Annotated in this window: 13 protein-coding genes; 6 read left to right on the top strand and 7 right to left on the bottom strand. The window is 34.3% G+C overall.

Features of this window, described 5'->3' with window-relative positions:
* Positions 1–157: 157 nt before the first annotated feature.
* The gene (locus tag FLACOL7796_RS17675) at positions 158–871 is read right to left on the bottom strand and encodes a LytR/AlgR family response regulator transcription factor (RefSeq protein ID WP_173972052.1); all 714 of its coding nucleotides are present in this window, start codon (positions 869–871) and stop codon (positions 158–160) included.
* Positions 841–1,842 carry a sensor histidine kinase gene (locus FLACOL7796_RS17670; protein ID WP_173972051.1) on the bottom strand — a complete coding sequence of 334 codons (1,002 nt, stop codon included), beginning with the start codon at positions 1,840–1,842 and terminating at the stop codon, positions 841–843. Before FLACOL7796_RS17670 ends, FLACOL7796_RS17675 begins: the two co-directional genes overlap by 31 nt.
* 185 nt (positions 1,843–2,027) lie before the next feature.
* On the opposite strand from FLACOL7796_RS17670, the gene FLACOL7796_RS17665 reads away from it, so the two are divergent.
* The 6 genes from FLACOL7796_RS17665 to FLACOL7796_RS17640 all read left to right on the top strand — a co-directional run bounded on the left by FLACOL7796_RS17665 (position 2,028) and on the right by FLACOL7796_RS17640 (position 7,778).
* Complete coding sequence (locus FLACOL7796_RS17665; RefSeq protein ID WP_173972050.1) at positions 2,028–3,008, top strand: DUF6268 family outer membrane beta-barrel protein; 981 nt, start codon at positions 2,028–2,030, stop codon at positions 3,006–3,008.
* A gap of 69 nt (positions 3,009–3,077) precedes the next feature.
* The gene (locus FLACOL7796_RS17660) at positions 3,078–3,290 is read left to right on the top strand and encodes a hypothetical protein (RefSeq protein WP_065452198.1); all 213 of its coding nucleotides are present in this window, start codon (positions 3,078–3,080) and stop codon (positions 3,288–3,290) included.
* A gap of 286 nt (positions 3,291–3,576) precedes the next feature.
* Positions 3,577–5,109 carry a SulP family inorganic anion transporter gene (locus FLACOL7796_RS17655; RefSeq protein ID WP_173972049.1) on the top strand — a complete coding sequence of 511 codons (1,533 nt, stop codon included), beginning with the start codon at positions 3,577–3,579 and terminating at the stop codon, positions 5,107–5,109.
* 23 nt (positions 5,110–5,132) lie between these two features.
* Complete coding sequence (locus FLACOL7796_RS17650) at positions 5,133–5,852, top strand: hypothetical protein (protein ID WP_173972048.1); 720 nt, start codon at positions 5,133–5,135, stop codon at positions 5,850–5,852.
* Between the two features lie 84 nt (positions 5,853–5,936).
* On the top strand, positions 5,937–6,845 hold the full coding sequence (locus FLACOL7796_RS17645; RefSeq protein ID WP_173972047.1) for a helix-turn-helix domain-containing protein: 909 nt from the start codon (positions 5,937–5,939) through the stop codon (positions 6,843–6,845).
* Positions 6,846–6,938: 93 nt separating this feature from the next.
* The gene (locus tag FLACOL7796_RS17640; RefSeq protein ID WP_173972046.1) at positions 6,939–7,778 is read left to right on the top strand and encodes an oxidoreductase; all 840 of its coding nucleotides are present in this window, start codon (positions 6,939–6,941) and stop codon (positions 7,776–7,778) included.
* A gap of 259 nt (positions 7,779–8,037) precedes the next feature.
* Here FLACOL7796_RS17640 and FLACOL7796_RS17635 read toward each other — a convergent pair whose 3' ends face one another.
* The 5 genes from FLACOL7796_RS17635 to FLACOL7796_RS17615 form a co-directional block, all read right to left on the bottom strand.
* Positions 8,038–9,240, bottom strand: a complete 1,203-nt coding sequence (locus tag FLACOL7796_RS17635) for an alkaline phosphatase family protein (protein WP_173972045.1) — start codon at positions 9,238–9,240, stop codon at positions 8,038–8,040.
* 296 nt (positions 9,241–9,536) lie between these two features.
* Positions 9,537–11,165, bottom strand: coding sequence for a chaperonin GroEL (gene groL, locus FLACOL7796_RS17630; protein ID WP_173972044.1), 1,629 nt, complete (start codon positions 11,163–11,165; stop codon positions 9,537–9,539).
* Between the two features lie 69 nt (positions 11,166–11,234).
* A complete protein-coding gene (locus FLACOL7796_RS17625; protein ID WP_012023920.1) occupies positions 11,235–11,510 on the bottom strand; it encodes a co-chaperone GroES in 276 nt (91 codons plus the stop codon).
* A gap of 149 nt (positions 11,511–11,659) precedes the next feature.
* Positions 11,660–12,001 (bottom strand): preprotein translocase subunit SecG, encoded by a 342-nt coding sequence (secG, locus tag FLACOL7796_RS17620; protein WP_065452204.1) that lies wholly within the window; start codon positions 11,999–12,001, stop codon positions 11,660–11,662.
* Between the two features lie 3 nt (positions 12,002–12,004).
* Positions 12,005–13,645, bottom strand: coding sequence for a tetratricopeptide repeat protein (locus FLACOL7796_RS17615; RefSeq protein ID WP_173972043.1), 1,641 nt, complete (start codon positions 13,643–13,645; stop codon positions 12,005–12,007).
* Positions 13,646–13,682 lie beyond the last annotated feature (37 nt).

Here is a 13,682-nt window from a genome sequence, read left to right as displayed (position 1 = left end):
GCTTTGGTACAGGCTCTTTTAAGCGATATCAAGATTTATACCATAAAATGAATCGCAACAACCAAATACTGATACTGCTCTGAAAATCCAAAAACAAAAAAAGCTCAACCATAAAAGTTGAGCTTTTCAAATTATCTAATTTTCAAAAATCGATTAATTATCTAATTTCCAGATTATCCAATAAAATCTGATATTTCCTTCCAACAGGAATAATTTCACCGTTAAACATCGTAAGAGTTTTAAAAGTTACAGCTTTAATTTTAGCCACATTTACAATAAAAGAGCGATGCACCTGAACAAAATTAGTACTGTCAATTTCTGCGGCAATGCTCGAGAGCGAACCGTAAATAATCATGGGCGATTTTAGTTTGGTGCTGTACAATTTCATGTAGTTGCCCAGACTTTCGATATAAATAATATCGCTTAAGAGTGTTTCCGTCATTTGTCCGTTTACGCGGTGCGAAAGGACTTTGGTATCTGTAGTGGTTTCTTTTTTTGTGGTCGCGCCAGAGAAATAAATCTTGGCTTTTTCGATCGCTTTAGAGAATTTTTCGAACGAAATGGGTTTGAGTAAATAATCTATAGCATCGTTTTGGTACGCCGAAAGAGCAAAGTCAGAATAGGCTGTGGTGACAATTGTAAGTGGTCTTTTGGGTTGTAATTCCATCAGCTCGACACCGGAAATTACGGGCATATTAATATCCAGAAAAATAATATCGTAGGTGTTTTCGTTGAGCATTTTTACAGCTTCCATACCGCTAAAAGCGCTTCCGGAATGTTCCAGATCGTCAAATTTAGAGATGTGCGATGCGAGCGCTTTATGTGCCGGCGATTCATCGTCTATGATAAGACAGCGGTAGGTAAGTGCCATATTTTTAATTTTACTATAAAGATATTCTTTTCTTTCTTGCAGTTGAGTTCATGTCGCAAACCATAAACTTCGAGACGTCTTTTTAGATTCTCGATTCCAATTCCCGTACTCGAAAGTCGTGATCCCGATTCGAGATAATTGTTTTTTAAAGTAAAAGACAATTGGTTGCATTTTACCTTTAAATCTACATTTATAAAAGGTTTTGGAGTTTCGGCCGAGAATTTAACCGCATTTTCAACCAGTGGCAAAAAGAACAATGGTGGAATATCTATACTGTCGTAATCACCTTCAAAATGCTGGGTAACTTCAAGGCGTTCGTTCTGAAAAGTATAGTATTCAATGTACTTTTTTATAAAGGCAATTTCTTCTTCCAGAAAAACATAATCTTTTTTGGTGGCTTCGATCTGATAACGCAACATGTCCGACAGATTCAGGATTCGGTCCGGCAATTTATCAGGATCAGACAGTGATTCTCCGTATAGATTATTCATCGCATTGAGTAAAAAATGTGGATTGAGTTGTTGTTTCAAAAACGAAAGTTCTGATTTGAAATTCATAATATCCTTATCGGCATCCATGATTTTTTTAGTGATGACAACATGTATAAAATAGAAAAACATTCCGTTGATGATCAGCGATAATATTTGAAGCGTTTTGAAATTTCCCAAACCAACAAGCGGAAAAAACCAATTCATGAAAAAGTAAAACGAAGTCCAGTAAAGGGCAAAAAGTATAAAAAATACTTTAAGTCTTTTTTTAAATAAAAAGGGCCTAATAATAAAAACGTTAAAGATCGTTACCCAGATAATACAAGGTAAATATCCAACGGCTATTTTGCTCATGATATAACCCCAATCGTGACCGTCTAATTTTATTTCGTCATAAACGCAGGCCACTATAACCAAAATTATAAAGGTGTTTACGATGAGGTTTCTAAGAAAAAAGTTCTGATAAATTTTAAGAATCTTCATAACAGCAAAAATAGGCTAATATTATAGTTTGTAACGCTTTGTAACGTATAAATTATACAAACGCCATTCGTATAAATGATACGCCATTGGTATAAAATTACTGTTATAATAGAGGCTTCGCCATTACTTTTGCCCCGGGTTTTAATACTTTTTCAATAAACGAAACTTTAATTTTATACCAATTTATGAAAACAAAAATCATTTGTGTTTTATTCATTTGTGCATCGATACGAACTATGGCTCAGGAAAAAGAGGCGCCTATGCAAACGGTGTTAAAAGCGGTAACGGATAAATTTCCGACTACGCGAATTTTAGACGTACAATATGAACAATTGGGCCCCACAAATTTTGATTCGAAACTTTTTGGAGATCGTTATGAAAGAGGCCGAATCGACCAGCACGATAGATTAAAAGTGGCCATCAATGTGCCATTTTTTGCTACAGCATCAAAACGTTTTGTGGTAACGGGATCTTTGCGTTACAAATATGAAACTTATGATTTTGGTAATGTTTACAATTATGCCACAAGTTCAAACTATACAAAAGAAAAAGAAGAGTTTCACTATTTTGCCGGTGCTGTGAGCGCGACTTACATGACAAAGCTTTTTAATAAGCCTGTTATTTACAACGCAACCGCAACTGTCGATGGGAATCAGGATAATGTACAACGTGTAAAAGGATTTGTAACCGCCAATATTGTGATTAAAAGAACCGCCAATACTACCATTACCGTTGGAGCTTTGGCCATGCTCGATCCGTCGTCTATAATTCCTGTTACGCCACTTTTTACACTGAATCACAAATTCGAAGATTCAAAATGGGATTTGGATTTTATTCTTCCTCAGCGTTTATTGTTCAGAAGACAGTTGTTAGAAAATGGAAGAATTTCCTTCGGAACGGAACTAAATTCTGAAAGTTTTTATTTAAATTTAAATGCTTCAAATTTAAAAGGAATTTACGAGTTAAATCAGTTAGAATTAAAGTCTGGTATTACCTATGAATACCGCATTGCGCCTCAAATAATTGGTTTCTTAAAAGGAGGTGTTAATAATGTTTTAAGTACTCGTGTAACAGAAAGGGGTGAACGAACGTCTAAGTATATTTATGATCATAAGGAAGATGCTCAGGGATATTTTAGATTTGGAATCTCTTACAATCCTTTTTAATCAGAATTTGTGATGTAGCGCAGTTCTATAGTTCATTTATTATTTTTTATAGTATTAAAATAAATAATTATGGTTGTTGAAGTTTTTAAAACAAATGTTCAAAAAGAAGCAGATACCAATTATATCATTGCCGTAATCCTGACGCAGTTTCCTGATTATAAAATTAATTTTGATCTCGAAGATTGTGATAAAATATTACGTGTCGAAGGGGTTGATCTGGAGCCAAATAATATCATAGACTATGTAAATTGTCTGGGATATACGTGTGTGAAATTAGAATAATTTATTTTTTCAGATTCACTAACGAGACATTTAAAAGCAGTTTTATTTTATTGCTGTAATGATTAAAAACAGGTATAAATACGCAGCTTTATATATCATTTTATAAATAATTTTGTACGATAATTTCTTTTGAAAATAGTTATGACAAGTTTTATTCTTTCTCTTTTGGCTTTACTTGTAAAGCAGTTAAGCTAACTGTTTTAATTTTTTTATTCTTTTTGTGGCGCTTTTTCAGATTTGAAAAGGTTAATGCTCTTTTGGTCATTATTTTCTACATTTGTGGCCTATGAAAAAAGCGCTCCATCTCTTTGACTTTACTCAAAAAGTAAATTACAAAAACGAAATTTTAGCCGGTTTAACAGTGGCCATGACGATGATACCCGAATCGTTGTCATTTGCTATTTTGGCTGGATTTCCACCTTTGGTTGGTCTATACGCTGCTTTTATAGCCGGATTGGTTACTGCTATTTTTGGCGGAAGACCCGGAATGATTTCGGGCGGGGCAGGAGCAACTGTTATTGTTTTGATTGCCTTAATGAAATCGCACGGTATAGAATATGTTTTTGCGGCCGTCGCGCTTGGTGGTGTAGTGCAAATTTGCATCGGACTTTTTAAACTCGGAAAATTTATCCGGCTGGTTCCTCAACCCGTTATGTTTGGTTTTGTAAACGGTTTGGCGGTTGTGATTTTTATGTCGCAACTCGAGCAATTTAAAACAGTCGTAAACGGTCAGGTTTCTTGGCTGCAAGGAACTCCTTTGTATATTATGCTGGGTTTAGTGGCCTTAACAATTGGAATCGTTTTACTTTTTCCGAAATTGACCAAAGCAGTTCCGGCGTCGTTAGTCGCGATAATGGTAGTTTTTGCTATTGTTTTAATTTTTAATATCGAAACCAAAACGGTCGAAGATATTGCTTCGGTTCAGGGCGGATTTCCTCCGTTTCATATCCCTGATATTCCACTTTCTTTTGAAACTTTCAAAGTCATATTTCCGTATTCTGTAATTGTTGCCGCCGTTGGTTTAACTGAAGGTTTGCTTACGCTGAATTTGGTCGATGAGATTACAGGAACACGAGGAAACAGCAATCGCGAATGTATTGCGCAAGGAAGTTCGAATATTTTAAATGGTTTCTTTTTTGGGATGGGAGGCTGTCCAATGATTGCACAAACTTTAGTGAATCTTTCAGCAGGTTCCAGAGCCCGACTTTCTGGTATTATTGCTGCCTTAACGATTTTATTGATCATTCTTTTTGGCGCGCCCGTAATTGGTAAATTGCCAATGGCTGCTTTAGTGGGAGTTATGATGATGGTGGCGATTACGACGTTTGAATGGGCGAGTTTCAGAATCATTAACAAAATGCCCAAACACGATATTTTTGTTGGAATTCTGGTGGCTTTAATTACAATTGTATTGCATAACCTGGCATTAGCCGTTTTGATTGGGGTTATTATTTCAGCTCTTGTTTTTGCCTGGGAAAGTGCTAAACGTATTCGTGCAAAACATTTTATTGATGATGCAGGAGTAAAGCACTACGAAATTTTCGGGCCGCTATTTTTTGGTTCTATAGCTGCTTTTTTCGAAAAATTTGATGTTGCCAATGATCCTGATCACGTGATTATCGATTTTAAAGAAAGCCGTGTCGCTGATATGTCGGCAATCGAAGCGCTGAACAATCTGACAAAAAAATACAAGCAGGAAAATAAAACAATAGAATTGCAACACTTAAGCGCAGATTGCAGGCAATTACTTAAAAACGCCGATGCGGTTATTAACGTAAATGTAATCGAAGATCCGACATATAAGGTATTGTCGAGATAATTAAAATTTTAGATATATAAGTTATGGAGGAAAAATCATTAGTAATTAAAGCAATAGACTATATTAAAAAAGATTGTAATGATTTTGAGATTAGAAATTTTTTAATGCAAGAAGGAGCTGTTGAAGATGAGGTTGATGACATTCTTCAGAAGGCACGAGGTATTCTAGAAGAAAGAGAAGTAGAAATGAATAATAAGAAATATAGAGTTTTCTTTTTGTTATTTCTTGCGCTTTTTGTAAGTAACTTTTATTATTTCCTGTTTATTTTACCTGTTAAAATAGAGTCAGCTTCCATACTTTATTCTTTATTAGGTTCAATTTTAATATGTCTATTTGGTATTCTTGCTATTGTTTATTTTGGAAGTTGGAGCAAAGATAAACTTAGAAAAAGAGGAAGTATTAATTTAAAATTTGATGTCCTCCTTTTTTCTATGGCATTTCCAGTTCTTATTATGTATTTCATTATTAATTCAGTATTTGAGAATGTTGCAGAAGATATGTTAAAAATGAATAAGGTAGAAGTTGTAGGGATTGTAATGGCATATGCGGTAACAAAAAAAACAGTAAGTGGACGCATTACAGATATTAGAATTGGAGTTGAGTTTAATACTCTTGATGGCGAAAGAATAATTGCAGATAAAAAAGTTTTGTCTTATGAGCTTAATCAAATTTATGAGGGACAGGAGGTTAATGTAATATACTCTAAGACTAATCCACATAATAATGATGTTCTACTTTTTTGAAGACGATATAGGTAGTTTAAAAATAGCTTAGAAGAGATATTATACCTCAGAATTATAATAATTTGATTTTCGTAACTTTGCCAAATGAAACTACAAGAAACACTCGAAGATTTTTATACGGTAAAAATAAAAGGAATGCCTGAGAATCTTAAAAAAGAAATCGGACATTTTAATGTTTTTAAACTCGACGATTACGTTGGGAGCACTTGTAATCCTTTGCCTTATACGCGAAAAGACTTTTATAAAATAAGCCTGATCGTGGGTAAAAACAAAGTGCATTATGCTGATAAAGTTGTGACTATTGATGACCAGGCTTTATTTTTTGCCAATCCTCAAATTCCGTATAGTTGGGAACATATTGATGAAAATCAAACCGGATTTTTCTGCATTTTTACAGATGCTTTTTTTAGTCAGTTTGGGAATTTAAAAGAATATCCTTTGTTTCAGCCTGGCGGAAATCCTGTTGTTCCGGTTTCAAAAGAACTTGCCGAAGATTTAAAGAAGGTTTATTTAAAAATGTTTGATGAAATCAATTCAGATTATGCTTTTAAATATGATGTGATTCGGAATTTAGTTTTTGAAATTATTCATCTTGCATTGAAAACGCAAACTGTAACTGCTTCATTATATAGTAAGTCGAATGCGACGATACGAATTTCGTCCTTGTTTCTGGAATTGCTGGAACGCCAATTTCCGATTGAATCGCTTTCTCAGCAAATTAATTTTAGATCGCCATCAGAATTTGCCAATCAGTTGAATGTGCATGTCAATCATCTCAATAAAGCTTTAAAAGAAACTACCGGAAAAACCACTTCGCAGATTATATCCGAAAGAATTGTCCAGGAAGCCATGATTCTGCTCAAACAAACCAATTGGAATATTAATAAAATTGCCTGGTGTTTAGGTTTTGAAGAATTGTCTCATTTTATTAATTTCTTCAAGAAAAATACTCAGGTTTCACCAAAAAACTATCGCGTAACCGAAATTGTTTGATTTTCGTAACTTCTTGTTTGATTCCTTTAATTTTTTAAAAGCACTTCGCCAATACCTTTGTCCTGTAATTAAAATCTAAAAAATTTAAAAATCATGGAAAATAACAAAGTTTGGTTTATCACAGGTGCTTCAAAAGGACTTGGATTAGAATTGGCTAAAAAATTATTATCAGAAGGATATAAAGTAGCGGCAACATCAAGAAGTGAAGAAGCTTTGATTAAAGTATTTGGAGATGTATCTGAAAATTTTCTTCCTTTAGAAATGGATTTGGTGGATGAAAAAAGCGTTAAAAATGCAATTGAAGTAGCAGTAAGTCATTTTAAAACTATAGATGTTTTAGTAAATAATGCAGGTTATGGGTTACTAGGAGCTTTGGAGGAATTGACTGATGCAGAATCCAGAAAAAATTATGAGGTAAATGTTTTCGGATTATTAAATGTAATCAGAAATACAGTACCGTACATGCGTGCAAAACAATCCGGACATATTTTTAATATATCTTCTGTTGGTGGTTATCACGGTGGTTTTGCAGGTTGGGGAATCTATTGTTCTACAAAATTTGCTGTACCAGGTTTAACCGAGTCGTTGTCGGCAGAAGTAAAAGAATTCGGTATCAATGCTACGATTGTATATCCGGGTTATTTTAGAACCGATTTCTTAAAAGACAGTTCGTTATTATTACCACAAGACCCAATTGCAGATTATAAAGCTGTAAGACAATCTGAAAGCGCACACAAAGGCGATATCAATCAAAATCAACCAGGAGATCCTGTGAAATTAGCCGAAGCTTTAATAAAAGCAAGTCAGGATCAAAATCCGCCTTTGCATTTGTTTTTAGGAGAAGATGCTTATAATATGGCGAATCAAAAAATAGAAAGCGTTCAGAAGGATTTGGAAAACTGGAAAGCAGTTTCTGTTTCGACTGGGCTTTAATTAGATAATGTGGCAATGAGATAATTAGAAAATGATATTTGCAGTGATTATTATTGTAGAGACGCACTGCAGTGCGTCTATGTTATTGATTTGCTACAATTGGTATACGTGCTAATTACTCTAAAAAATAAACCCGACAGGTTTTTAAAACCTGTCGGGTTTATTGTGTTTATAAGTTTGTCAGGCTGAGCGAAGTCGAAGCCCACGTGCCAATTGGAACGTCCTTCGACTTCGCTCAGGATGACACTCAATTCATTATCTAGTTAACCAGCATTGATTTTACATCGCTCAGTTTCCCGTCAACTTGGTCAATTTGCAATCCTAAAATATGAGCAATTAGTGGATAGACCGAAACATTCTGAAATGTTTTTACTTCTTTATCGACTTTAAAAGCCGGGCCTTTTGCATAGAAAATCGCGTGCATATCTTTTTCTTCATTATCGTAGCCATGTGTTCCGCCTTTTATATTTTGATTTTTGTCTTTTGCTAAACTATATCCTTTTTTGGCTTCAATCACAAAATCATGAACTCTCGGGTTGGTTCCGTAATGTAATCTTTTAGGAACTTCAGTTGATTTCCAGAACTTGATATGCGGGACTTTTTTTAAAGCTTTTGCAATAGAATCCTGATAACCCGGTTTTGCCTGAAGACTCATAATAGGATTAATTACATCTTTATAACCTAACCATTCCGGTTTTAGATAATCCAGAACAACTACTTTTTTATCGTTGCTGATATCGGCCATTCCGTGATCTGAAACAATAATTAAATTAATTTGTTTTCCAATAGCCAACTGATCTAATTTTCTGGACAATTCTCCCATAATAGAATCCATTTTGATTACCATTTTTTTGTTTTCGGGAGAAAGCGGACCAAAATTGTGTCCCGTATGATCGGGTTCATCAAAATATAAAGTCACCAAATGCGGACGTTGTTTTTCAGGAAGCTGTAACCATTTTAAAACCGTATCGATTCTGGCTCTGTATGGAATTTTATTATCGTAATTTTTAAAATAGCTTGGATTTCGTTTGTCAATATCAGAACCCGGCCAGAAAAAAGAGGCAGCTTTTACCCCTTGTTGTTCGGCAACATTCCAAATGGGATTTCCGCCATAAAATCTGGAATCATTTTTTGCTTTGCTTGAAAGTGAAAAAGATTCGTTTAAGGCCGAGTCGTAAAAAACGTTGTTTATAATTCCGTGGTGATCAGGATAAAGCCCCGTTACAATCGAATAATGATTTGGGAAAGTTTTACTCGGGTAAGAAGGTTTCATTGACCTGGCATGGACGCCTTCTTTCGCAATTTGCTTTAAATTAGGAAGTTTAAATTGTTTTTGAAAATCCCAACGAAAACCATCCATAGAAACTAAAACTACATAAGCATCTTCATTGGATTGAGAATAGGAAATAGAGGTAAGAAGTAAGAATGTAAAAAGTAATAGGTGAGTTGTAAATTTTCTCATTTTGCAATTTTAATAGAAATGCAAATTTAATGATTATCGATTTTTTAAAGAAAAAGACAATGTTAAACTAAAGGAAAAGTTTACTACGAGTTTATTTTTATAATGTTTGAGTTGATAAAAAAAGGTTTGCCACGAATTTCACGAATTTCCGCTAATTTTTTATGCATAATCTGTAGAAAAAGAATTCGTGATAATTCGTGAAATTCGTGGCGAAAAAATCTTTTTAATCCGTACAATCTATGGCAAAAAAAACGCCAGATCAAATCTGGCGTTTATAAGTAAGAAGTTAAGAACGATTACATCATTCCTGGCATACCGCCACCCATTGGCATTCCGCCAGCGCTTTCTTCTTTAATATCAATTAATGCACATTCTGTAGTAAGGATCATTCCGGCAACAGATGCAGCATTTTCTAATGCAACACGAGTTACTTTTTTAGGATCGATAATTCCAGCTGTAAGCATATCTACATATTCGTCAGTTTTTGCATTGTATCCAAAGTCACCTGAACCTTCAGAAACTTTTGCTACTACTACAGAACCTTCAAGACCTGCATTTTCAACAATAGTTCTTAATGGAGATTCAACCGCACGAGATACAATCTGAATTCCTGTTGCTTCGTCAGCGTTGTCAGATTTAAGATCAGCTAATGCAGCTTTTGCTCTTAATAAAGCAACACCACCACCAGCAACAATTCCTTCTTCAACAGCAGCACGAGTAGCGTGTAAAGCATCATCAACTCTGTCTTTTTTCTCTTTCATTTCAACTTCAGAAGCAGCACCAACATAAAGAACCGCAACACCACCAGCTAATTTAGCCAAACGCTCTTGCAATTTTTCTTTATCATAATCAGATGTAGTAGTCTCCATCTGACCTTTAATTTGGTTTACTCTGTTTTTGATAATGTCAGCTTCACCTGCACCACTTACAATAGTAGTGTTGTCTTTATCGATAGAAACTCTTTTTGCAGTTCCTAACATTTCGATAGTTGTATTTTCAAGAGTATAACCTCTTTCTTCAGAAATTACAGTTCCACCAGTTAAGATTGCGATATCCTCTAACATTGCTTTTCTTCTGTCTCCAAAACCTGGAGCTTTTACAGCAGCAATTTTAAGAGCACCTCTTAATTTGTTTACTACAAGAGTTGAAAGAGCTTCTCCGTCAACATCTTCAGCAATAATTAATAATGGTTTTCCTGATTGAGCAACTGGCTCTAAAACCGGAAGTAATTCTTTTAAAGAAGATACTTTTTTGTCGTATAATAAAATGTATGGAGAGTCTAATTCAACTTCCATTTTCTCTGGGTTTGTTACGAAGTAAGGAGAAAGATATCCTCTGTCAAACTGCATACCTTCAACAACATCCACGAAAGTGTCTGTTCCTTTAGCTTCTTCAACAGTAATAACACCTTCTTTACCTACTTTAGCAAAAGCAGTAGCGATTAATTCACCAATAACTTCGTCATTATTTGCAGAGATAGAAGCAATTTGTTTGATTTTATCAGAATCGCTTCCAACAACTTTAGCTTGTTTTGCAAGGTCAGCAACGATAGCTTCAACAGCTTTATCGATACCACGTTTCAAGTCCATTGGATTGGCACCTGCAGCAACGTTTTTAAGACCTTCTTTTACGATTGCCTGAGCTAAAACTGTAGCAGTTGTAGTTCCGTCACCCGCTAAATCATTAGTTTTAGAAGCAACTTCTTTAACCATTTGCGCGCCCATATTTTCTAATGGGTCTTTTAATTCGATTTCTTTTGCAACAGAAACACCATCTTTAGTAACAGTTGGTCCACCAAAAGATTTTCCAATAATTACATTACGACCTTTTGGTCCAAGAGTTACTTTTACAGCATTTGCTAATGCATCAACACCACGTTTTAATCCGTCACGTGCTTCAATATCAAATTTTATATCTTTTGCCATTTTCTTTTTTGTTTAATGTTTATTTGTTTCAGGTTTCCCTAATACTTAATTCTTGAGACCTATGTTTTTTTAGATAATTGCAAGGATATCATCCTCACGCATAATCAAATAATCAGTTCCTTCAAGTTTTAATTCTGTTCCTGCATATTTACCATAAAGTACAGTGTCGCCAACTTTTACAGTCATAGTATGGTCTTTAGAACCATTTCCTACAGCTACAACAGTTCCTTTTTGTGGTTTTTCTTTGGCAGTATCAGGAATAAAAATACCTGAGGCAGTTTTTGTTTCAGCTGCAACAGGCTCAATAAGTACGCGATCTGAAAGCGGTTTAATGTTTAAGGCCATGATTTTATATTTTATAATTATTATAAGTTATACGTTTTATATGCTCTATTGGATTTCAGAAATTATGCCACGTTGGTAAAACTGACATTATTTCCTAAAAAAAATGCCAGCTTTGACAGGCTGGCATTTTATATTTATTTCAAAAATTATTATTTTGCTGCAGGAGTTGCCGGAGCAGGTGTTTGTTGAGCTGGAGCAGCAGGTGTGCTAGCAGCAGGAACTTCAGATTTGTCAATAATTTTAGAGTCAGTATCACTTAATGATCCTGTAAAACTTAAACTTGAAAGCAAGATTAGAGCAATCAAAATAGTAGCTAATGTCCAGGTACTTTTATCTAAAAAGTCAGTCGTTTTTTGTACTCCACCTAACATTTGAGTTCCGCTAATTGTAGACGATAATCCGCCTCCTTTAGGGTTTTGAACCATGATTACTACGATCAATAGAAAACAAACTATTGTGATTAAAACTAAAAAAATTGAAAATGTGCTCATTGCTTAATTATTATTGTTATTTTGTTGTAAAATCTTTATATCCGAAATGCGGTCTGCAAAGAAACTAATTTTTTCTGGATATTTCAAAATTAATATTTCATATGCTTGTATTGCTTTTGTATATTTTTTTTGTTCCAGATATACTCTTGCCAAAGTCTCTGTCATTAAGTAGGTATTTTCCTCTTTATTAACGTCAATTTGTACCGCAGGAGTTATGGGTGTTTGTTTTATGGGAGAAATTTTCGGGTTGGTTTCGATGAATTTATCAATCAATTCGGCCTTTTTCTTTTTCTCTTCATCAATTATATCTGCTTCAACTTTTGGTTCAGCAGTTTTTTTGATTTCTTTTAATTCCTGAGGACCTTCTTCTGTTCTGTCAATTGGTTCTGTTTTTGCTAACTGAAGCCACTCCTGAAATGAATGTTTTTCATTGACAGAAAAATCAAGAGGTTTTCCTATTTCAAGGTTTTCCTCTGCAATTTTTATATTTTCCTGAATTTCAGTTTCTTTTGGTTCCTCAGTTATTTTCGGTTCTTCAAAAACTACTGTGTTGGCTTCTTTAATAGAGTTTAAGATCGATTGCTCGATAGGGTCAACTCTTACTTCCGGAATTTTCGGTTCTACAACTTCTTCCTCTTCTTCTACTATTTCTTCAAAAAAGGTTTTAGTAGGTTCTTTAGTTGTAGTTGAAATTGGTTGCTCAGCAATTTGCTCCTCTTTTGGTTCTTCGATTTTAGGTGCTTCTTCAAAAGTTATATTGGCAACTTCTTTAATAGATTCTAATATAGACTGTTCGACAACAGGATCAAGAGGTTTTTCTTCAATTTCTCCTTCAGGACTGGTTGGTGTTACTGCTACAAAAGTGTCTAAAATAGATTGTTCTGTAATGGGTTCAATTGGGTTTTCTTCAATTTTTACAGGTTCTTCAAAAGTGGTCGGTGCTACTTCTTTAAAAGTATCTAAAATAGATTGCTCTGTAATTGGAATAATTGGCTCTATTTTAACCTCTTCAACTTTTAGGGGTTCAGTAACTGGCGTTAATTCTTCAAAAGTAGTTGTTGTTACTTCTTTAAAAGAATTTAAAATTGATTCTTCGTCAATTATTTCAATTGGTTTTTCTTCAATTTTTGCCGGTTCTTCAAAAGTAGTTGATGTTACTTCTTTAAAAGAATCCAGAATCGCTTGCTCATCAATTATTTCAATTGGTTTTTCTTCGACTTTTTCGGGCTCTGCAAAAGTAGCAGTTGTTGCGCCTTTTATAGAATTTAAAATCGATTGTTCGATTGGATCAATTCGAACTTCGGTTGCTTTTTTGATTTCTTCAAAAGATACAATCTCACTGTCAAATACTTTAATTTCTAAAAGATCTCTTAGTTTTTGATCGTAAAAATCATTCTGAATAGAGGTAAAAGTTTCTGAAGTAATAAAATCAAATAAAACAGCGCGGTCAGTAGTATGAGCGGCTGTAACTTTTAATGCATAATTATACTTAAAGCTATTTTGATTGTAAAGTCCTTTTAATCGCAATGCTCTCGCACTTTGAAAATACGGAAATTCATTCAAAACACTTCCTAATGCGTCCGCTTGCTTTTCTGTGATAGCATCGGGTTTATTCATTAAGTAGGTATAATCAGTTACATTCATGTTTTTTTGTTTAATCGTTTTTTGTTTAACTGTTTAA

This window comes from Flavobacterium bizetiae (genome assembly GCF_902804475.1).
In the GTDB taxonomy this organism is placed as follows: Bacteria; Bacteroidota; Bacteroidia; order Flavobacteriales; family Flavobacteriaceae; genus Flavobacterium; species Flavobacterium bizetiae.
Note: the sequence above shows the minus strand (reverse complement) of the source record. Positions and strands in the feature narration are given on the sequence as shown.

Bases quoted from the DNA above. Each gene is read 5' to 3' on its own strand.
- FLACOL7796_RS17675 (WP_173972052.1), bottom strand. From the start codon at position 871: ATGGCACTTACCTACCGCTGTCTTATCATAGACGATGAATCGCCGGCA.
- FLACOL7796_RS17670 (WP_173972051.1), bottom strand. From the start codon at position 1,842: ATGAAGATTCTTAAAATTTATCAGAACTTTTTTCTTAGAAACCTCATC.
- FLACOL7796_RS17665 (WP_173972050.1), top strand. From the start codon at position 2,028: ATGAAAACAAAAATCATTTGTGTTTTATTCATTTGTGCATCGATACGA.
- FLACOL7796_RS17660 (WP_065452198.1), top strand. From the start codon at position 3,078: ATGGTTGTTGAAGTTTTTAAAACAAATGTTCAAAAAGAAGCAGATACC.
- FLACOL7796_RS17655 (WP_173972049.1), top strand. From the start codon at position 3,577: ATGAAAAAAGCGCTCCATCTCTTTGACTTTACTCAAAAAGTAAATTAC.
- FLACOL7796_RS17650 (WP_173972048.1), top strand. From the start codon at position 5,133: ATGGAGGAAAAATCATTAGTAATTAAAGCAATAGACTATATTAAAAAA.
- FLACOL7796_RS17645 (WP_173972047.1), top strand. From the start codon at position 5,937: ATGAAACTACAAGAAACACTCGAAGATTTTTATACGGTAAAAATAAAA.
- FLACOL7796_RS17640 (WP_173972046.1), top strand. From the start codon at position 6,939: ATGGAAAATAACAAAGTTTGGTTTATCACAGGTGCTTCAAAAGGACTT.
- FLACOL7796_RS17635 (WP_173972045.1), bottom strand. From the start codon at position 9,240: ATGAGAAAATTTACAACTCACCTATTACTTTTTACATTCTTACTTCTT.
- groL (WP_173972044.1), bottom strand. From the start codon at position 11,165: ATGGCAAAAGATATAAAATTTGATATTGAAGCACGTGACGGATTAAAA.
- FLACOL7796_RS17625 (WP_012023920.1), bottom strand. From the start codon at position 11,510: ATGGCCTTAAACATTAAACCGCTTTCAGATCGCGTACTTATTGAGCCT.
- secG (WP_065452204.1), bottom strand. From the start codon at position 12,001: ATGAGCACATTTTCAATTTTTTTAGTTTTAATCACAATAGTTTGTTTT.
- FLACOL7796_RS17615 (WP_173972043.1), bottom strand. From the start codon at position 13,645: ATGAATGTAACTGATTATACCTACTTAATGAATAAACCCGATGCTATC.